The organism is Gordonia hirsuta DSM 44140 = NBRC 16056, assembly GCF_000333015.1.
GTDB classification, from domain to species: Bacteria; Actinomycetota; Actinomycetes; order Mycobacteriales; family Mycobacteriaceae; genus Gordonia; species Gordonia hirsuta.
Genome location: NZ_BANT01000020.1, coordinates 28397 through 48096 on the forward strand (window position 1 = coordinate 28397; position 19700 = coordinate 48096).

Consider the following 19700-nt stretch of genomic DNA (forward strand, 5'->3'; position numbering starts at 1 on the left):
GAATACCTTCCCGCTCACTCGTTCTCGTCGGTCTGTACCTGCGCCAGCACCTGCTGCGCATCGACTTTCTGTCCCACCGTGACCGTGATCGCCGCGATTCCGGCGACCGGTGCGGTCAGGGTGTGTTCCATCTTCATCGCCTCGACGACCACCAGCGGCTCACCGGCCGTCACGGTCGAGCCGTCGGTGCCGGGTACGGCCACCACGGTGCCGGGCATCGGGCTGCGCACATCACCGGCGGCCGCCGCGGCCGAGCCGGCGGACAGGGTGCGGGCCGGTTCCATCACCCAGGTACCGTCCTCACCGCACACCCAGCGCCGGGAACGTTCCGGAACGACGACCCAGGGTTCACCGATGGTGCTGGTGCGCACGGTCATCGCGGGCCCCCCGCGGTGATCCAGCTGGACCGGACCGCTCCACAGGGGCTCGTCGTCGCCGTCGTCCGCAGACTGTGCCGTGACGGTGACCTGCGCGGTCAGCGCCTGCGGATCGGAGGCGGTGACCAGCGAGGACACCGTGTAGGTGTCGTCACCGCAGCGCAGCCGCTGCACGATCGGCGCGGGGGCACCGTTGCGGAAACCGACGGCGCTGCTCCACAGATCGTCGGCGCTGCCCAGGTCCAGATCGCCCAGGGTGCCGGCGATCAGGGCCGCCGGGGTCGGTGCGGGCGCGGTGTAGTCGACCACCAGCCGGTCGAGCAGCTGCGTGTCCAGTTCGGCTTGGCGCACCTGCGGCTGGGCCAGCACATACCGGCAGAAGTCGATGTTGGTGCCGACTCCGGCCAGCACGGTGGCCGCCAGCGCCTCATCGAGCCGGTCGAGGGCCTCGTCGCGGTCGCTGCCGTGACAGATCACCTTGGCCAGCATCGGATCGTAGTCCGAGCCGATCACCGAGCCCTCGTCGATTCCCGAGTCGATGCGCACCCCGGGACGCCGGGTCGGCCAGTCCAGCGCCCGGACCGTGCCGCCGGTGGGCAGAAAACCCATCGCCGGATCTTCGGCGTACACGCGGGCCTCGACGGCATGGCCGTTCAGGACCACCTCGTCCTGACTGATCGCCAGCACCTCGCCGCGGGCGATGCGGACCTGCTGTTCCACCAGGTCGATGCCGGTGACCAGCTCGGTGACCGGGTGCTCCACCTGCAGGCGGGTGTTCATCTCCATGAAGAAGAAGTCGTCCGGGGCGTTAGCCGAGACGATGAACTCGACGGTGCCGGCGCCGGTGTAGCCGACGCTGCGGGCCGCATCGCAGGCCGCAGCGCCGATCCGCTCGCGTGTCTGCGGGGTCAGCAGCGCCGACGGCGCCTCCTCGATCACCTTCTGGTGGCGGCGCTGGAGGGAGCATTCGCGCTCCCCCAGGTGGATGACGTTGCCGTGCGTATCGGCCAGCACCTGCACCTCGATGTGCCGGGGGGTGGCGACGAAGTGCTCCAGGAACAGGGTGTCGTCGCCGAACGCCGAGGCGGCCTCGCGGCGCGCGGTGATCAGCGCCCCCGGCAGGTCGGCGGGGTCGTCGACGCGGTGCATACCCTTGCCGCCGCCGCCGGCACTGGGTTTGATCAGCACCGGGAAACCGATCTCGGGGGCGGCGGCGATCAGTTCGTCGTCGGTCAGGCCCGGCCGGGACAGTCCCGGGACCACGGGCACGGATCGTTCGCTGACCGCGGCCCGTGCGGTGATCTTGTCGCCCATGGTGGCGATCGCCGCGGCGGGCGGGCCGATGAAGATCAGGCCGGCCGCCTCCAGGGCGGCGGCGAGCTCCTGGTTCTCCGACAAGAAGCCGTAACCGGGGTGGACCGCGTCGGCGCCGGTGGCCACCGCCGCAGCGATCACCTTGTCGATGTCCAGATAGCTCTGCGTCGCCGCGGCCGGTCCCAGGCGCACGGCCGCATCGGCGGCACGCACATGGCGGGCGTGCGCGTCGGCGTCGGAGTAGACGGCGATCGCGCGGATCCCCATGGCGTGCAGGGTGTCGATGACGCGGCAGGCGATCTCGCCGCGGTTGGCCACCAGCACGCTGCGGATCGGGCGGTCCGGGTTCTGCTGTGGCGGGGTCTGTTCAGTCATGTCTCTCACATCCGGAAGACGCCGTTGTTGACGTCGGCCAGCGGCGCATAACGGCAGGTCTCCAGCGCCAGGCCGAGCACGGTGCGGGTGTCGGCGGGATCGATGATCCCGTCGTCCCACAGCCGCGCGGTGGAGTAGTAGGCATCGGACTGCTCCTCGAACTGCCGGCGGATGGGCTCCTTGAAGGCCTCCTCGTCGGCGTCCGACCACTGCGTTCCGCTGCGTTCGTGCTGGCCGCGGCGCACTGTGGCCAGGGTGTCGGCGGCCTGCGGGCCACCCATCACCGAGATCCGCGCATTGGGCCACATCCACAGGAACCGCGGCGAGTAGGCGCGGCCGCACATCGAGTAGTTGCCGGCACCGAAGGAGCCGCCGATCATGACGGTCAGTTTAGGCACTCGGGCGCAGGCCACGGCGGTGACCATCTTGGCGCCGTTCTTGGCGATTCCGCCCTCTTCGTACTGGCGTCCGACCATGAAGCCGGTGATGTTCTGCAGGAAGATCAGCGGAATCCGGCGCCGGTCGCACAACTCGATAAAGTGCGCACCCTTGAGCGCCGATTCGGAAAACAGCACGCCGTTGTTGGCGACGAAACCGACCGGGTGCCCGTGCAGGCGGCCGAAGGCGGTCACCAGCGAAGTGCCGTAGCCCTCCTTGAACTCGGTGAACTCTCCCCCGTCGGACAGGGTTGCGATCACCTCGCGCACGTCGTACGGGATCCGGGGGTCGGTGGGCACGATGTCGTACAGGTCGGTCTGCGGGCGGGCCGGCGCCTGCGTGGGGACCGTCTCCCACTGCGCGGCATCGCGCGGGCCGAAGGTGGCCACGATCTCGCGGACCTTCGCCAGCGCCTGCTCGTCGTTGTCGACCAGATGATCGGTGACGCCGGAGATCGTCGAATGCATCGCGCCGCCGCCGAGGTCTTCGGCGGTCACGTCCTCGCCGGTGGCCGCCTTCACCAGTGGCGGGCCGGCCAGGAAGATGGTGCCCTGCTGCGCGACGATGACGTTCTCGTCGCTGATCGCCGGCACATAGGCGCCGCCGGCGGTGGACGATCCCAGGACCGCGGAGATCTGCGGTATCCCGGCAGCGCTCATATTCGCCTGGTTGAAGAAGATCCGGCCGAAGTGCTCACGGTCGGGGAAGACCTCGTCCTGGTTGAGCAGCATCGCCCCGCCCGAATCGACCAGGTAGATGCACGGTAGCCGGTTGGCCGCGGCGATCTCCTGCGCCCGCAGGTGCTTCTTGACCGTGACCGGATAGTAGGTGCCGCCGGAGACGGTGGCGTCGTTGGCCACGATCATGCACTCGCGCCCGTGAATGCGTCCGACACCGGCGACCACCCCGGCGGCGGGCGCCTTGTCGTCGTACATGCCGAAGGCGGCCAGCGGCGCCACTTCCAGGAACGGCGATCCGGGATCGATCAGCTGGTCGATACGGTCGCGCGGCAGCAGCTTGCCGCGGGACAGGTGCCGTTCGCGCGCCTTGGCACCGCCGCCGGCCGCGGTGGCGGCCAGCCGTTCCTGCAGCAGGTCGACGTTGATGCGATGCTGCGCCGCCGGCCCCACCTTCTCCGCGTTCGCCATCGATTCCCTTTCAGTTATCGGCCATTAACTGAAATGGAGAATACGGCACCGTCGCGGCTTTGTCAGCGGTACCCGCGAATTCTGTTTCAGCCCAGGCCGGACAGCAGGGCGGCCAGGGCCATCTCGGTGAGCAGCGCCCGCAGACGCGCCTGTTCGAAGTCGGGCAGCCGCGGCGAAGAGTTGAGCAGACCGAAGGTGGCATGGGCCCGCACCCGGGACTCCGATTCGCTCAACGGGTGCCCGTTCGCTTCGGCCACCGCGATCAGCACCTGCACCCAGGTCTCCACGTAGCGCCGCTGGAGCGAACGCACCCGGCGGCGGGCATCGTCGGTCAGTGCATCCAGATCGCGATCCTGAATGGCGATCAGATCGGGTTTGGTGACCAGCACATCGATGTGGAACTCCACCAGGTTGGCCAGCACCTGGACCGGGGTGCCGCCGCGGTCCACCACCTGCTCCCCACCGGACTGCAACCGCTCGCTGATATCCAGCAGCAGCTCGTCGAGCACCTCGTTCTTGGAGTCGAAGTGCCGGTAGACCGCCGGGCCGCTGATGCCGACCTCGGCGGCGATGTCTTCGAGCCGGACCGAAACGAAACCGCGGCGCGCCATCTGGCGCGCCGCGGCTGCGAGCAACTCCGCGCGCCGAGCGGCCTTGGCCTGCCCGCGACGCGTGGTGGGAGTGGTCACTGAGATTCGTTGCGTCCGTCCAGCACGACCGCGGCCCCGATCAGCCCGAGCTGCACCGCCCCCAGGATCAGCGAGACGATGGCGCCGGCACCCAGGCTGATGAACCCGGGCATGGCCAGGGCGCAGGCCAGCAGGCCCAGCCAGGACACGACCACCAGGGCCGCCACATGCGGCAGGTACTTGCGCCACTTGGGGGCCAGGAAGGCGAAGGCGGCCACACCGGCGGCGCCCAGGAACAGCAAGAAGTATCCCGGGGTGAAGACCATCGTCAGGAAGGCGGGAATACCGATCTCCCCGTTGAGGTCATCGGCCCAGCGCTCGGCCTTGCGGTCGATGTCGTCACTGATGGTGACCCACGACAGGAAACCCATGATGTAAGTGATCAGTCCGGCCACACCGGAACCGAGCGCCAGTTTGAACGGCAGCGGGACTTCGGCCAGGAACGCCGGACCGCTGGGGCCGGCCGGGCCGGTCGGAGCACCGTAGCTCGGCGGCCCCGGGTAGGGCCCCTGTCCCTGCCCCATCGGCTGACCGTAACCCGGGTACTGCTGGCCCCCCGGCGGCGGCTGATGCGGCGGCTGGCCGCTCCAGGTCTGTCCGTAATTCGGATTCTCAGTCATTCTCGTATTGAATCACGTGGCCCAGGTCACCGATATACGACCCGGGTGCGCACGGCCAGATCGTGCACCGCTCGCCGTTTACGGGACAGCACCACCCAGGCCAACCCGAGCGGGAACACCGTGCACAGCGCCGCCCGGCCCACTGCGTGCAGAAAGTACGGATTGGCCGGTGTACTGCGGCGCACCACCGCCAGCCCCATCACCAGCTGACCGATGGTGCGCCCGAAGACCTGCCAGCACAACGCCTGATAGCCGATGGCCACGGCGAAGAAGGCGTGCAGGGTGAAAACCCACGGCACCTGCGGCAGATGAAAGGTACGGGGCGAGACGATAAAGGCCACCAGCACGACCACCGCGTAGATCACCACCAGATTCAGCAGCACCACCACCAGGTCGATCACCGCGGCCAGCACGCGGCTGACGATGCCCGCTTCCCGAGCGGCACTCACGTCCGGTCCCGATCCCGGTCCGGGTCGCCGTCCCGGCGCAAGAGCCGGTTCACGAACTGTTCGACGCGGTCGTCGGCGCGTTCGCTGCCGCTGCGCACATCGGTGATCATCTCGGTGGTCACCGTGCTGCTGGCATCGCGCACGATCGCGTTCAGGTCGATGCCGTCGACCACCACCGTGGCCACACCCACCAGATCGGTGCGGGCCAAGACGGCGTCGATGTCGACACCGGTGAGCACCTTATTCAAGTCGATGCGGGTGATCACCGGCTCCAGTTCCAGCGACTGCACCGCCGGATTCAGATCGAGTCCGACGATCAGCCGATTGAGGTCGACTCGAGCAAGTACCGCATCGAGGTCGATGCGGTCGAGCAGCGCATCCAGGTCCACCGTCGCCAGGATCCGGTTCAGGTCCAGACGCGCCACGAGCGCCTGCAGATCCACCGATGCCAGCACCCGATTCAGGTCGACGGCCGAGAGCAGAACACCGGTCAGATCGGCCCCGGACAGCTAGTCGAGCACCTCGTCGAGCACACTGTGGATGACCCGGCGCGGGATCTGCGCAAGCCGAACCCTCAGTCCACCGCCGATCCCGTGTCGCACGTCGCCTGCCACCTGTTCAGTATGACCGCAATGAGTCGTGCCCCGGAGCGCTACCAGGGCACTCCGGGGCACGACGACTGCTAACTGCGGCGCAGGGACCTAGAGCGACTCGTAGATCTCGCGAGCCAGCCGGGCCGTCTCACTCGGCGTCTTGCCGACCTTGACGCCTGCGGCCTCCAGTGCCTCCTTCTTGGCCTGCGCGGTCCCCGAGCTGCCCGAGACGATGGCGCCGGCGTGGCCCATCGTCTTTCCCTCGGGGGCGGTGAAGCCCGCGACGTAGCCGACGACCGGCTTGGTCACGTTGGCCTTGATGTACTCGGCGGCGCGTTCCTCGGCGTCACCGCCGATCTCACCGATCATCACGATGACCTTGGTCTCCGGGTCCTGTTCGAAGGCCTCGATCGCGTCGATGTGCGTCGTGCCGACCACCGGGTCGCCACCGATGCCGATGGCGGTGGAGAATCCGAGGTCTCGCAGTTCGTACATCATCTGGTAGGTCAGGGTGCCGGACTTGGAGACCAGTCCGATCGGCCCCTTACCGGTGATGTTGTTCGGCGTGATGCCCACCAGCGCCTCACCCGGGGTGATGATGCCGGGGCAGTTCGGGCCGATGATGCGGGTCTTGTTGCCCTTGTCCACGTTGTAAGCCCACGCGTACGCGGTGTCCTGCACCGGGATGCCTTCGGTGATCACGACGAGCAGCGGGATCTCCGCATCGACGGCCTCGATGATGGCGTCCTTGGAGAAGGCCGGCGGCACGAAGGCGATCGAGGTGTCGGCCCCGGTCTTCTCCATGGCCTCGGCAACGGTCGCGAACACCGGCAACTCGATCTCGCGGCCGGCCGCGTCGAGGTGTGTGACGGTGGTTCCGGCCTTGCGCGCGTTGACGCCGCCGACGATGTTGGTTCCCGCCTTGAGCATCAGGGCGGTGTGCTTGGTGCCTTCGCCGCCGGTGATGCCCTGGACGATGACCTTGTTGTTCCGATTGAGATAGATCGACATAGTTTTGTGGCCCCTTACTTGTTCGCCAGTTCGGCGGCCTTGTCGGCGCCTTCGTCCATCGACGTCGCGAGGGTCACCAGCGGGTGATTCGCCTGTGCCAGGATCTCCCGGCCCTCGTCGACCTTATTGCCGTCCAGACGGACCACCAGCGGCTTGGTGGCCGCGCCGCCCAGCTTCTCCAGAGCGCCGACGATGCCGTTGGCGACCGCATCGCAGGAGGTGATACCGCCGAAGACGTTCACGAAAACACTCTTGACCTGCTCATCACCGAGGATGACGTCCAGCCCTGCGGCCATCACGTCGGCGGAGGCGCCGCCGCCGATGTCCAGGAAGTTGGCGGGCTTGACGCCGCCGTGCAGCTCACCAGCGTAGGCGACGACGTCGAGGGTCGACATCACCAGACCCGCACCGTTGCCGATCACGCCGACCTGACCGTCGAGCTTGACGTAGTTGAGGTCGTTCTCCTTGGCTTTGAGTTCCAGGGGATCGGTGGCTTCTTTGTCCTCGAATACGGCGTGGTCGGGGTGCCGGAAGTCGGCGTTGTCGTCCAGAGTCACCTTGCCGTCGAGCGCCAGGATCTCGTCGTCCGGGGTGCGGACCAGCGGATTGACCTCCACCAGCAGCGCGTCTTCTTCGACGAAGACCTCCCACAGCTTGGCAATGGTCACGGCGGCGGCGTCGAGGACTTCCTCTGGCAGGTGGCCGGCCGCGGCGATCTCGCGGGCCTTGGCTACGTCGACGCCGGCGACCGGGTCGATCGAGATCTTGGCGAGACGGTCGGGCTTGGTGGCGGCGACCTCTTCGATCTCCATACCGCCCTCCACCGAGCACATGGCCAGGTAGTCGCGGTTGGCACGATCGAGCAGAAAGGAGATGTAGTACTCCTCGGCGATGTCCTTCGCCTCGGTCACCAGCAGCTTCTTGACGATGTGACCCTTGATGTCCAGACCGAGGATGTTCTCCGCGTGGGTGAGGGCCTCAGCCGCATCCTTGGCGAACTTGACGCCACCGGCCTTGCCGCGGCCACCGGTCTTGACCTGTGCCTTGACCATCACGGCCTTGCCGATCTGCTCGGCGATCGCGTGCGCGTCGGCCGTTGCTTCGGCGACGGAGCCCGCGCTCGAAGGAACGCCGTGCTTCACAAACAATTCCTTCGCCTGGTACTCGAAGAGATCCATTCAGCTCACCATCTGAGAGTGTTGGGAATTACGCCTGCGTGGGTAACGCGGGCCACCAGAAACTCTATCGGTTCGGGTGTGACCGTCTGCAGCGGCCGGGAATCCTTGTGCAAGAAATCACTTACCCGCCAGTAGCTCGAAAGCAGCCGGTGAGCGCCCCAAGGGCCCTCTTTTGTCCCCCGGACGGGGGTCTGCGGGTGGACGGGAAGCGCTCCGACCCAGTACCGTTCAGGGGGTTGATAACGAGATGGTTACAACAGGCACGGTGAAACGAGGTGAGTGACTTGGCCAGCGACCAGCGTGGTGGTACTGCCGTAGTCGACCGCACGAACGACTCCTTCGATGTGGATTACAGTCCGACGACGCGCGATATTCCGCTGCCGCCGCGGTCCGTGCGGATCGGACTGAGCCCGGCCTCGACCAGCCCTGCCGCTCCTGCTTCGACCGCGGTCACCCCGGCCCCCATCACCCCGGCCGCTGGTTCGCCTGCAGCCGGCACCGTCACCGAGAGCGCCTCGGTTCCCGCGACCGCCGCCGCGCCGGTGCGACCCACGCCGTCGACCGCCAAGCGCACCGCCCGCCGTGACGGCCCGCCGAGTTCACTCAAGGCCCGCACCGCCCTGGTGGCGGTGGCCGCGGGAGCCGTGGCTGTGGCCGTCACCGGTTCGTCCGATAATGCCCAGTCGGTCTCCCCGGCCGCCACGCCCAGCCCGGCGGCGCCCGAAGGGGGCGCACAGCCGCTGCTGGCTGCCTCGTCCGCCGATCTGGACGGCGGCGTCGTACCGGCCGCCAGCACCGCCGATATGGATTCCTACGGCAGCCAGCTGACTGTCGGAAAGCAGCTGGCTGCTGCTGCCGCCGCACGCGAGGCCGCTGCACGCAAGCCGCTGTTCGCTGCACCGCTGACCGCCAAGTACTCGTTCACCTCCGGTTTCGCCATGCGGTGGGGTAGCTTCCACGGCGGATTGGACCTGGCCGCCCCGCTCGGCACCCCGATCCACGCCGTCACCGACGGTGTGGTGAAGGAAGCCGGTCCGGCCTCCGGTTACGGCAACTGGATTCAGATCAAGGCCGACGACGGCACCGTCACCCTGTACGGCCACATGGCCAGTTCGGGTGTGCTCGTCTCCAAAGGCCAGAAGGTCACCGCCGGCGATGTGATCGGTCTGGTCGGCTCCGAAGGCTTCTCCACCGGTCCGCACCTGCATTTCGAGGTGTGGAAGAACGGCACCACCAAGATCGATCCGGCGCCCTGGCTGGCCAAGCACGGAATCCGGCTCAACGCCTACACCGGCTGATTCCGGCCTGCACGCGCTGATTAGTCCGGTCCGGACTCACAACCTTTCGCCGGGAACGCCGAAGCCGGTCATCAGGCGCATTTTGCCCACCGAACCGCCGAAGTCGAAGACGGTCTGCTCGGTCGGCCCACTGCCCGACTTCTCCACCGCCCGGCCCAGCCCGTATTTCGGGTGATTGATCCGATCCCCGATCGCCCAGTCGATGTACTTGTGCCGGCTGCGGGTGGGGATCGACGATCCGGGTCCCGGCCGGTCCGACGAGGACGCCGAGGCGTACCCGAACGGTCGCGCGGTGGACCGCGATGCACCGAAGTCCCGGCGCTGCGGACGCGGTGCCGTCCGCCGCCAGTCGAGCAGCTCCTGCGGGATCTCCTGCAGGAAACGTGATTCGGGGTTCTCCACCGGCTGCCCCCAGGCCGCGCGCATGATCGCGCGGGTCAGGTACAGGCGCTGGCGGGCCCGGGTGATCCCGACATAGGCCAGCCGTCGTTCTTCACTGAGCTCACTGGAATCACCCAGGGCCCGCGCATGCGGGAACTGCCCGTCCTCCCATCCGGTGACGAAGACGACCGGGAACTCCAGGCCCTTGGCGGTGTGCAGGGTCATCAGCGTCACCACCCCGTCACCCTCCTCGGGCAGCTGATCGGCGTCGGCGACCAGAGAGACCTTCTCTAGGAATGCCGCCAGGGAACCGGGCTCGGGCTCGCCTTCGGCGGCTTCGGCCGCCTCGCGTGCCTGCTCGTCTTGATCGTCGATCCCGTCCAGATCATCCAGGTCGGCGGCCGCGGCCTCCAGACTGAAGTCCCGGGCGACGGCGATCAGCTCGTTCAGGTTGTCCAGCCGTGCGCCGTCCTGGGGATCGTTGGAGGCCTCCAACTCGGCGCGGTAGCCGGTGCGGTCGACGACGGCTTCGACCAGATCGCCGATGTCGGCGCCCTCGGCGCTGGCATCGTCGTCCAGGAAGTCCCGGCGCAGCCCCTCGATCAGCTCGACGAAGCCCCGGATCTGTTTGACCGCCCGGGTGTTCAGCAGCGGCACCCGGTCTTCGGTGGCTTCCAGCAGCGACCGGTAGAAGCTGATGTCCAGGTTCTCCGCGTGGACGGCCACACACGCCTCGGCACGATCACCGATACCGCGGCGCGGAGTGTTGAGGATCCGGCGCAAGCTGACCGAGTCCTCCGGGTTGGCCACCACCCGCAGATAGGCGACGATGTCGCGCACCTCTTTGCGTTCGTAGAAGCGGGTGCCGCCGACCACTTTGTACGGGATGCCGTGCCGGATGAAAGACTCTTCGATCGGGCGCGAACCGGTGTTGGTGCGATAGAAGACGGCGATATCGGCGTAGGTGGCAGCCTGGGATCCGCCGATGGCGTCACCGACCAGCTCGTCGACCTCCTTGGCGATGAACGCCGCTTCATCGCGGTCGGTGTCGGCGACGTACCCGACGATCTGCTCCCCGTCGCCGGCGGCGGTCCACAGTTTCTTGGCCCGCCGGTTCGGATTGCGCTCGATCACCGCATTGGCCGCCGACAGGATCGTCTGCGTCGAGCGGTAGTTCTGTTCCAGCAGGATGGTCTGCGCGTCGGGATAGTCGCGCTCGAATTCCTCGATATTGCGGATGGTCGCGCCGCGGAAGGCGTAGATCGACTGGTCGGAGTCGCCGACCACGCACAGCTCCGACGGTGCGGTTCCACCGGCGCCCGGCTCGCCCACCAGGGTCCGGACGAAGACGTACTGAGCGTGGTTGGTGTCCTGGTACTCGTCGACCAGCACATGCCGGAAACGACGACGGTAGTACTCGGCGATGTCCGGATGGTTCTGCAGCAGGGCGACCGTCTCGCCGATCAGATCGTCGAAGTCGAAGGCGTTCGAGGCCTGCAATCGGCGCTGATATTCGTCGTAGATGCGGGCGATGTTCTCGGCGGTCTGCCCCTGCTGGACGGTGTCATCGCTCAGGGTGGCGGCCACCTCCTCGGGTGAGCGGAGTTCGTTCTTGAAGTTGGAGATCACCGTGGACAGTCCGCGCGGACTGTATTTCTTGGGGTCCAGCTCCAGATCGCGCACCACCATCCCCAGCAGCCGGCGGGAGTCGTCGGAGTCGTAGATGGAGAAGTTCGAGTTGCGCCCGGGCAGCAGAGTCGACTGGGCCCGCAGGATCCGCACACAGGTGGAGTGGAAGGTGGAGACCCACATGTAGGCCGCCCGCGGACCGACCAGCTCGATCACCCGCTCGCGCATCTCGGCGGCGGCCTTGTTGGTGAAGGTGATGGCCAGGATCTGCCCGGGGGTGACCCCCCGTTCGGCCAGCAGATAGGCGATGCGGCGGGTCAGGACCGCCGTTTTGCCCGAGCCGGCGCCGGCGACGATGAGCAGGGGTGAGCCGGTGTGCAGCACCGCTGCCCGCTGCTGGGGATTGAGGCCTTCGAGAAGCTGATCAGCACTGGTCATCATCGCCTGTCCAGAGTACCGGCGCCCACCGACAGTCCCGGTCAGGGGGCATAGGCGGCGACGATCGGTTCCCCGATGCGGCCGCCGTCGACATACAGCGTCAGGTCCGGTGTCACCGGGCGCAGCCGCAGCTGTTCCCCGCCGCCGACCAACTGGAAGTAGACCCGATGCCGGCCCGCCTGCACCTGGATCCGGCGCTCCACGCCGTCCAGGGCCGCGGCGACCTCGCCGTCGCGGTCGGCGCAATAGTCCAGCACCGCGGTCCAGTGCCAGTCCAGCAGCGGCCCGGACAACTGCAGTCCCTGCCGCTCGGTGGTCACCGGCTCGGCACAGGTCCCGCGCCCGCGCTGCACCTGCCGGACCGGGCTGATGCCGCCGGGCACCAGATGCCCGTACTCGTCGAGCACCTTCAGATCGTCGGTCTGGTCGGCGAACCGGGGCCGCACGCGCAGCCGCCCGAAGACCCGGCTGGTCTGGTTCTCCGGGTAGGCCACCGGCGTCAGGACCTCCAGCGGCAGGGACTGATCCAGCAGCACCAGCTCCGGCTCAGCGGCCAGCGCGGCGCGCGCGGTGGCCAGGTAGGCCCCCGTGGGGTCGTCGTCCCAGGACTTCGAGAACGACGCCGTCGCGATCAACGACGAGACCACCAGCAGCACCGCGCTCCCCGTAAGCACGATCGCCGGTACGCGCGCGGCGACGACCGGCGGCACCCATTCCGGCACCCGATCCCGCACCCGGTCCGGCACCCGGCCGGGTGCGGCGGCCAGCAGGGCGATCCCGATCGTCATCACCAGCGCGGTATCGGGCAGATACCGCATGGTCTGCCCCAGTTCGACGGCGGTGGCCGCACTGGACCGGTTCCACATCACCGGCAATTGCGCGGCGACGGCATAGGCCGCTACGCAGACCACGATCCGGGCTCCCCCGCGACGACGCAGACCGGCCCCCAGCGCCGCACCGGCCAGCAGCACCCAGCCCGCGGCGGTCAACCATGCGCTCGGCTCGCCCATCGGCGGCGCGGTGGTCCACCGATCCCACTGCCACGGGCCACCGGCGACCGCCGGCACCAGCCCCGCGCCCACCGACCGCCAGGTCAGCGCCCAGGTCTGCCCCAGCGAATGCTCCCCGTCGGTCGGATCGGCGACCGCCAGATACAGCACGGTCCAGACGACGACGATCCCGCCGAGCCAGGCCCACAGCGCTCGGGCCCGTCGCAGTCGGCCGGGTGCGGCCAGCCAGGCGGCGACCAGGGCCACCGGTGCGATGTAAAGCGACTTCTCGAAGAAGGCCAGCGCCACCACGAAGACCAGCACCGACCGGACCAGCAGTCGGCGCCGGCGGGCGGGTGGCTGCTCGTCGCGGGTCAGCGACACCGCAGCTGCCACCACCACCGCCATCGCCGCCTGCATGGGCAGAGTGTTCAGTCCCGCCGCCCACCACACATAGGCCGGGACCGTCATCGGCACAAAGAGGTAGAAGGCCAGCGCCGCCAGCGCCCCGAGTCCGGCGCCGGGAGCGAGGACGCGGATCATCCGCCACACCGCGATCGAGGCGATCGCCTGCAGCACGACCAGCGTCACCGCCGGCAGCCACCACTGCACCGGCGCCAGCACCGTGGTGATCCCGGCCAGCAGATAGGCGGCCGGCATGAAGTGCCCGTCGTGACTGTTTCCCAGGTAGTCCCAGCTCAGAATCGGGTTCGACGATGCCTGGCCGATGATGATCAGGTCGTCCCAGTAGAAGTCGCCGCGGGCCACCAGGATCCCGCGCACCACCAGTTGCCCCAGGATCAGCACCGCCGCGAACGCACCGGTCTGGCTGGACGCGGCCGCACGCACCGAGGTCATGGATCCAGTCTGCCGCCCTGCCGACGCGAACGCTCCGGCGGTGTCATGGCAAGATCAGAAGCCGTGAGCGAGCAGGATCCCCAAGCCCCGTCCCCGTCGATCGATCTGTCGGCGTACAACCTGGGCAGCGATGTGAGCGATCTGCCCGACGACATCGACGAACTGCGCGGTGAGATCGACCGCATGGACGCGGTGATCCTGGCCGCGGTGCAGCGTCGCTCGGCCGTCTCCAAGAAGATCGGTGCGGCCCGGATGGCGGCCGGCGGTCCGCGCCTGGTGCACAGCCGTGAGGTGAAGGTGCTCGAACGCTTCTCGGCACTCGGCGCCGAGGGCCACACCCTGGCCATGCTGCTGCTGAGGCTGGGCCGCGGTCCCCTCGGCCGCTGAACCGGTGCCCGCGTCTTCGCGGGCGCGCAGTCAGTTCCGGCGCCCGCGTGCGGTGCGGTACCAGCGGACCAGCTCGTCGGTGGAGGAATCGGCCAGCGGCGCCGGCGGTGCGGGCTCGGCGAGATCGCTGAGCAACTGGTTGGCCTGCTGCTTGCCCAGCTCCACTCCCCACTGGTCGAACGGGTTGATGCCCCAGACCATGGCCTTGACGAAGACCTGGTGCTCGTAGAGCGCGATCAGCTGACCGAGCACCGCCGGGGTGAGCCGTGGCGCCAGGATCGAGGTGGTCGGCCGGTTGCCCGGCATCACCTTGTGCGGAATCAGCTCCGGGGCGACGCCTTCGTCGGCGAGGTCGTCGGCGGTCTTCCCGAAGGCCAGTACCTGCGTCTGGGCGAAGAAGTTACTCATCAGCAGGTCGTGCATCGAGCCGCCGTCGGGGGTGGGCAGATCGTCCAGCGGTTCGGCGAAGCCGATGAAGTCGGCCGGAATCAGCCAAGTGCCCTGGTGCAGCAGTTGATAGAAGGCATGCTGACCGTTGGTGCCGGGCTCACCCCACACCACCGTCTCGGTCGGCGCGGTCAGATGCCCGCCGTCGCGCGCGACCGATTTCCCGTTGGACTCCATCACCAGCTGCTGCAGGTAGGCCGGGAAGCGGGCCAGGTCGTCGGCGTACGGGAGCACCGCGTGGGTCTGCGCACCCCAGAAGTTCGAGTACCACAGGCCGATCAGCGCCAGCAGCACCGGCGCATTGCGGTCCAGCGGCTGGGTGCGGAAGTGTTCGTCGACCGCGTGGAAGCCGCTGAGGAACTCGGTAAAGCGGTCCGGTCCGACGGCGATCATCAGGCTCAGTCCGATCGCCGAGTCCACCGAGTAGCGTCCGCCGACCCAGTTCCAGAAGCCGAACATGTTGTCGGTGTCGATGCCGAAGTCGGCGACCTTCTCGGCATTGGTACTCACTGCGGCGAAGTGGGCGGCGACGGCGTCCTGGTCGCCGTCGTAGTGCGCCAGCAACCACGCCCGGGCCGCGCGCGCATTGGCCAGCGTCTCCTGGGTGGTGAAGGTCTTGGAGGCAACGATCAGCAGCGTACTCTCGGGGTCGAGATCGGCCAGCGTACCGGTCAGATCGGCGGGGTCGACGTTGGAAACGAAGTGGCAGCGGATTCGTGCGTGCCGGTAGTGCCGCAGCGCCTGATAGGCCATCGCCGGGCCCAGATCCGAGCCGCCGATGCCGATGTTGACCACATCGGTGATCGCCTTGCCGGTGAACCCGGTGTGCTCTCCGTCGCGGACACGGTCGGAGAACTGCGCCATCGCTGCGAGCACCGCGTGCACATCGGCGACCACGTCTTGTCCGTCGACGGTCAGCTCGGCGTCGGCCGGCAGCCGCAGCGCGGTGTGCAGGACGGCACGGTCCTCGGAGGTGTTCAGGTGGTCACCGGCGAACATGGCGTCGCGGAGCTGTTCGACGCCGGCCTCCCGTCCCAGTGCCGTCAGCAGTTCGAGGGTCTCGGGAACCACCAGGTTCTTCGAGTAGTCGATGTGCAGCTCGGCGGCGTCGACCACCATCGACCGGCCCCGATCGGGATCCATCGCGAACAGTTCACGCAACGACCGGGCGAACAGATGCTGTTGGTGGGCGGCCAGCTCCCGCCAGGCCTCGGTGGCAGTGATATCGACCATGCCCCAACCCTATCGGCGCCGCCGTGTCTTCGCGGGTGCGTCGCGCAGCTCAGACCATCTTGGCGGTCAGCGCATCGGGCAGCACCCGCAACGCGGCGGCGATGGGCTTCCACGGCCACGACGGCACCTCGGCGCGACGCGGCTCCGCTTCGATCGCGGCAACCATCGCCTTGACTCCGGCGTCGGTGCCGGTCATCAATCTGGTCTTGACGCCGCGGTTGATGTCGGTCTCGATGTAACCCGGCAGGATCACACTCACGGCGATCGGTTTGCCGGCCAGTTCGGCCTGCAGCCCCTGCCCCAACGCCGACACTCCGGCCTTGGAAGCCGAGTATGCGGCCTGAGCGCGAGGCAGCCCGCGCACGGCACTGATCGAGCTGATCAGCACCAGGTGCCCGTGGCCCTGCTCGCGGAAGATCTCCATGGCCGCCTCCGCCTGAGCGAGCGCACCGACCAGATTGGTCTGCACCGTCTCGATGTTGGCGGCCGCATTGCCGGTGCCGATCGGTGCGCCCTTGCCCAGGCCAGCATTGACGATCACCCGATCGAGACCGCCGAGTGCGTCCCGGAGTTCGGCGAAGGCGCGGAAGACGTCGTCGGTGTCGGTGACGTCCAGGCGAGTCAGAGCGATCTGCTTGGCCTGAGTGCTGAGATCGGCGGCGATGTCTTCGAGCTTGTCCAGTCGGCGGGCGGCTAGTCCCAGAGACCGGCCACGCTTGGCGTATTCACGGGCCATACCCTCGCCGAGTCCGGAGCTGGCGCCGGTGATGATGATTCTGTCGCGCGTCATACAAGGTGAATCTACCTGCTTCTCAAGCCCGGCCCGCGACCCGATCGATGCGCGATCGTGACGGCCCACGCGCAGAAATGCAGCCGCCGACCGCCACACGGGTCACTATTGTCACTTCTGACACAGACAGTGCAGGAGCCCGCATGCGTGCGCACTGCCGAACTGGCGTAACGACACCTCGCGGCTGGTCCCCTGGGTCACCGGGCCCAAGAGCCCGAACACGACCCTCGGGCGATTCACCATCTCGGGTACCGATCTGGGCATCGCGTGGGACAACGGTTCACAACAGACCCTGCTGGCCTTCGGCGACACCTTCGGCTGGTGCAACGTCGAGGGCCACCAGTGGCGAAACAATGTGTTGCTGCGCACCGACGACGACGATCCCTCCGACGGCCTCACGATCACGCCGGGAATTCCCGGTGACAGCAAATCCGGCGCGGTGGTCACCGCCGCAGCACCCGCTTACGCCACCGAAATGATCCGGGCCATGAAAGCCGACTTCGTCGAGGTGACGACGATTCCCACCGCCGGTATCAGTATCGGCACCGGAGCCGGCGCCAAGCAGTACGTGAACTTCATGTCGGTGCGCCATTGGGGATCCGCCGGGGTGTGGGACACCAACTTCTCGATGACCGCGGTCTCCGCCGACAACGGGCAGACCTGGACCCCCGAACTGAGCACCATGCGGGTCAACGCACCGCTGACGATGGCGCTGCCGGATGAGGCCCCGACGGTGAACGTGAACAACCGGTTCTTCCAGCAGAGCGGCTATGTCCGCGGACACGGCGCAGACGACGCCTACATCTATCAGGTGGGGACTCCCAACGGGCGCTTCGGCAACGCCTACCTAGCGCGCTTCCATCCCGACGACATCCTCGACCTGAGCAAGTACGAGTACTGGCTCGGCAACTCATGGACCAGCGACCTGGGCGCATTGAGTGAGACCGGTTCGGCGATCGTGACCGGGAACATCTCCGAACTCTCGGTGGCGTGGAGCGAATACCTGGGCAAGTACGTGATGCTCGACGGCGACAACGGTATCCGGATCCGTACTGCCACCACGATGTCCGGGCCGTGGAGCGCACCGAAGATGCTCGTCCCCGACGGCCGCGTCGTTCTGTACGGTCCGATGATGCTGCCACAGTCGCCGGCACTGACCAGTAAGACCGACAATCGTCTGTACTTCAACGGGTCGCAGTGGAGCGACTACAACATGATGCTGGTCGAATCCAAACTCCAATCGTCCTGGTGAGGACTCGGCCTGGTGGTACCTCGGCTTGGCGATTCCACAGCAGTACTACTTGAGCAGCCGAGACATCCGCCGGTCGGCGAGAACCTTGCCTCCGGTCTGGCAGGTCGGGCAGTACTGGAACGAGCGGTCCGCATAGGACACCTCGCGGATGATGTCACCGCAGACCGGACAGTGCTGACCGGTCCGTCCGTGGAATCGAAGGCCGGTACGTTTCTCGGCCTTGAGCCCGCCGGCACCGACGTCCTCCAGCCGCTGCGTCGCCTCGATCAGAGTCGTTCGCAGAACCGTATAGAGACGATCAACGGTCGCGTCATCGAGAGAGGCGGTCAGGGCGAACGGCGAAAGTCGGGCGGTATGGCAGATCTCGTCGGAGTAGGCGTTGCCGATCCCCGCCATCACCCGCTGATCGGTGAGCACTGTTTTCACCCTGCTGTTGCGGGCGGCCAGCAGCGCGCCGAACCGCTCGCGGCTGATGTCCAGAACGTCGGGCCCGAGCCCGGCGATGCGGTCGATCTCGGCCGGATCGCGGACCAGCCAGGCCGCCGCACGCTTCTGGGTGCCTGCTTCGGTCAGATCGAAGCCCTCCCCCGGCAGTCCGCAGTGCACGCGCAGCGCGATCGGCCCCTTACCGCCGGGGCGGGGCGGTGTCGGTGAGAGCGCCTCGCTCCATCGGATCCAGCCGGCCCGGGACAAATGGATCACCAGATCCAGTTGCGGCTCACCGTCGCCTGATGGGCTCTCATCGGATCCGACGGCGACCGGCAAGGTGCGGATCACCAGGTACTTTCCGAGTCGGTCCACCCCCGAGACGGTGCGCCCGGCCAACGCCGGCCACGGCGGATCGGCCGTCTTCAGAACGGAGAGTGCAGCCACGTCCACGCGCCGGATCGGCAGCGCCGCCATGCGTCCGTCCAGGAACGCGGCGAGCGCGGCGACTTCGGGAAGCTCGGGCATGACTCCAGTGTGCGCGTTGAGCTCGCGCCATGTGGTTGGGTAGAGCAATGACCGCCCCCGGCCGCCACACGGACGCAGAGCTCGCGGCTCTCATCGCCGAGGGCGCCGGGCAGGTGCTGTTGGGCGTCGCGCACGGCGAACTACTCGAGCCACGACGGCGCGGCGACGTCGGAGACGCGCTCGCACAGGCCTGGATCGCTCAGGTCCTCCAGATGCACCGGCCACAGGATCCGGTGCTGTCGGAGGAGGCCGACGACGACCTCCGGCGACTGCGCAGCGATCGAGTCTGGATCATCGATCCGCTCGACGGCACCTCGGAATTCGCTCGCGGCACCACACACTGGGCGGTGCACGTCGCCTTGGCCGTCGACGGTCTGCCCACGGCCAGCGCCGTCGCACTCCCGGCGCAGGGCCAGCTCTTCCGGTCCGATGAGGTTCCGGTGGCCGATGGTCCGCTGACCGGTCGGATGGCCGTGTCCCGTTACGGGCACTCGTATCCGAGTGCGGCCGTCGCCGATCGCCTCGGACTCGGTGCGGTGCATATCGGATCGGCCGGGGCCAAAGCGATGGCGGTGGTGCGCGGCGATGTCGACGCCTATGTCCATGCCGGCGGCCAATACGAGTGGGACAACTGCGCACCGGTCGGTGTCGCACAGGCAGCGGGCCTGTTCTGCGCCCGGCTCAACGGCGAACAGATCGTGTACAACAATCCTCAGCCGTACATGCCCGACTTCGTCATCTGCCGCCAGGAGATCGCCGACGACCTACTGAGGGCACTGCGCACCCCGTGGTGACCGGCCGACTGGCTGATCAGCTCATCGAAACGCCTGTTCAGAACAGTGGTGGGTCGTT

The 19700-nt window shown here is 67.8% G+C and carries 17 protein-coding genes; 4 read left to right on the forward strand and 13 right to left on the reverse strand.

Features of this window, described 5'->3' with window-relative positions; translation table 11 throughout:
* Positions 1–14: 14 nt before the first annotated feature.
* The 8 genes from GOHSU_RS08390 to sucC form a co-directional block, all read right to left on the reverse strand.
* Positions 15–2066 carry an acetyl/propionyl/methylcrotonyl-CoA carboxylase subunit alpha gene (locus GOHSU_RS08390; protein ID WP_024332875.1) on the reverse strand — a complete coding sequence of 684 codons (2052 nt, stop codon included), beginning with the start codon at positions 2064–2066 and terminating at the stop codon, positions 15–17.
* A gap of 5 nt (positions 2067–2071) precedes the next feature.
* Positions 2072–3652, reverse strand: a complete 1581-nt coding sequence (locus tag GOHSU_RS08395) for a carboxyl transferase domain-containing protein (protein WP_005939680.1) — start codon at positions 3650–3652, stop codon at positions 2072–2074.
* Positions 3653–3738: 86 nt separating this feature from the next.
* The gene (locus GOHSU_RS08400; protein WP_005939683.1) at positions 3739–4341 is read right to left on the reverse strand and encodes a TetR/AcrR family transcriptional regulator; all 603 of its coding nucleotides are present in this window, start codon (positions 4339–4341) and stop codon (positions 3739–3741) included.
* Positions 4338–4961, reverse strand: coding sequence for a DUF5336 domain-containing protein (locus GOHSU_RS08405; protein WP_051139553.1), 624 nt, complete (start codon positions 4959–4961; stop codon positions 4338–4340). The genes GOHSU_RS08400 and GOHSU_RS08405 overlap by 4 nt, the downstream gene beginning before the upstream one ends.
* 26 nt (positions 4962–4987) lie before the next feature.
* On the reverse strand, positions 4988–5410 hold the full coding sequence (locus GOHSU_RS08410) for an RDD family protein (RefSeq protein ID WP_005939689.1): 423 nt from the start codon (positions 5408–5410) through the stop codon (positions 4988–4990).
* Positions 5407–5865 carry a hypothetical protein gene (locus GOHSU_RS08415; protein WP_005939692.1) on the reverse strand — a complete coding sequence of 153 codons (459 nt, stop codon included), beginning with the start codon at positions 5863–5865 and terminating at the stop codon, positions 5407–5409. Before GOHSU_RS08415 ends, GOHSU_RS08410 begins: the two co-directional genes overlap by 4 nt.
* 246 nt (positions 5866–6111) lie before the next feature.
* Positions 6112–7014: a succinate--CoA ligase subunit alpha gene (gene sucD, locus GOHSU_RS08420; protein WP_005939694.1), complete on the reverse strand. Its 903-nt coding sequence runs from the start codon at positions 7012–7014 to the stop codon at positions 6112–6114.
* A 14-nt stretch (positions 7015–7028) separates the two neighbouring features.
* The gene (gene sucC, locus GOHSU_RS08425) at positions 7029–8192 is read right to left on the reverse strand and encodes an ADP-forming succinate--CoA ligase subunit beta (protein ID WP_005939697.1); all 1164 of its coding nucleotides are present in this window, start codon (positions 8190–8192) and stop codon (positions 7029–7031) included.
* A 284-nt stretch (positions 8193–8476) separates the two neighbouring features.
* On the opposite strand from sucC, the gene GOHSU_RS08430 reads away from it, so the two are divergent.
* Positions 8477–9490: a M23 family metallopeptidase gene (locus tag GOHSU_RS08430; RefSeq protein ID WP_155821061.1), complete on the forward strand. Its 1014-nt coding sequence runs from the start codon at positions 8477–8479 to the stop codon at positions 9488–9490.
* A gap of 36 nt (positions 9491–9526) precedes the next feature.
* Here GOHSU_RS08430 and GOHSU_RS08435 read toward each other — a convergent pair whose 3' ends face one another.
* Positions 9527–11941, reverse strand: a complete 2415-nt coding sequence (locus GOHSU_RS08435) for a UvrD-helicase domain-containing protein (protein ID WP_005939703.1) — start codon at positions 11939–11941, stop codon at positions 9527–9529.
* Positions 11942–11979: 38 nt separating this feature from the next.
* Entirely contained in the window at positions 11980–13785 is a 1806-nt protein-coding gene (locus tag GOHSU_RS08440) for a hypothetical protein (protein ID WP_005939706.1), read from the reverse strand.
* A 45-nt stretch (positions 13786–13830) separates the two neighbouring features.
* On the opposite strand from GOHSU_RS08440, the gene GOHSU_RS08445 reads away from it, so the two are divergent.
* Entirely contained in the window at positions 13831–14172 is a 342-nt protein-coding gene (locus tag GOHSU_RS08445) for a chorismate mutase (RefSeq protein ID WP_029760041.1), read from the forward strand.
* Positions 14173–14202: 30 nt separating this feature from the next.
* Here GOHSU_RS08445 and pgi read toward each other — a convergent pair whose 3' ends face one another.
* Together pgi and GOHSU_RS08455 are read right to left on the reverse strand one after the other, a co-directional pair.
* Positions 14203–15852 (reverse strand): glucose-6-phosphate isomerase, encoded by a 1650-nt coding sequence (gene pgi, locus GOHSU_RS08450; protein WP_005939711.1) that lies wholly within the window; start codon positions 15850–15852, stop codon positions 14203–14205.
* Positions 15853–15901: 49 nt separating this feature from the next.
* On the reverse strand, positions 15902–16642 hold the full coding sequence (locus GOHSU_RS08455; protein ID WP_005939714.1) for an SDR family oxidoreductase: 741 nt from the start codon (positions 16640–16642) through the stop codon (positions 15902–15904).
* A 184-nt stretch (positions 16643–16826) separates the two neighbouring features.
* Here GOHSU_RS08455 and GOHSU_RS08460 point away from each other — a divergent pair, with 184 nt between their 5' ends.
* Positions 16827–17894: a glycoside hydrolase family 183 protein gene (locus GOHSU_RS08460; protein WP_281169721.1), complete on the forward strand. Its 1068-nt coding sequence runs from the start codon at positions 16827–16829 to the stop codon at positions 17892–17894.
* Between the two features lie 45 nt (positions 17895–17939).
* Here the strand turns inward: GOHSU_RS08460 and GOHSU_RS08465 are convergent, their stop codons facing one another.
* Positions 17940–18848, reverse strand: coding sequence for a DNA-formamidopyrimidine glycosylase family protein (locus GOHSU_RS08465; protein WP_005939720.1), 909 nt, complete (start codon positions 18846–18848; stop codon positions 17940–17942).
* Positions 18849–18895: 47 nt separating this feature from the next.
* On the opposite strand from GOHSU_RS08465, the gene GOHSU_RS08470 reads away from it, so the two are divergent.
* Positions 18896–19642 carry a 3'(2'),5'-bisphosphate nucleotidase CysQ gene (locus GOHSU_RS08470; protein WP_005939722.1) on the forward strand — a complete coding sequence of 249 codons (747 nt, stop codon included), beginning with the start codon at positions 18896–18898 and terminating at the stop codon, positions 19640–19642.
* Positions 19643–19700: the final 58 nt, after the last annotated feature.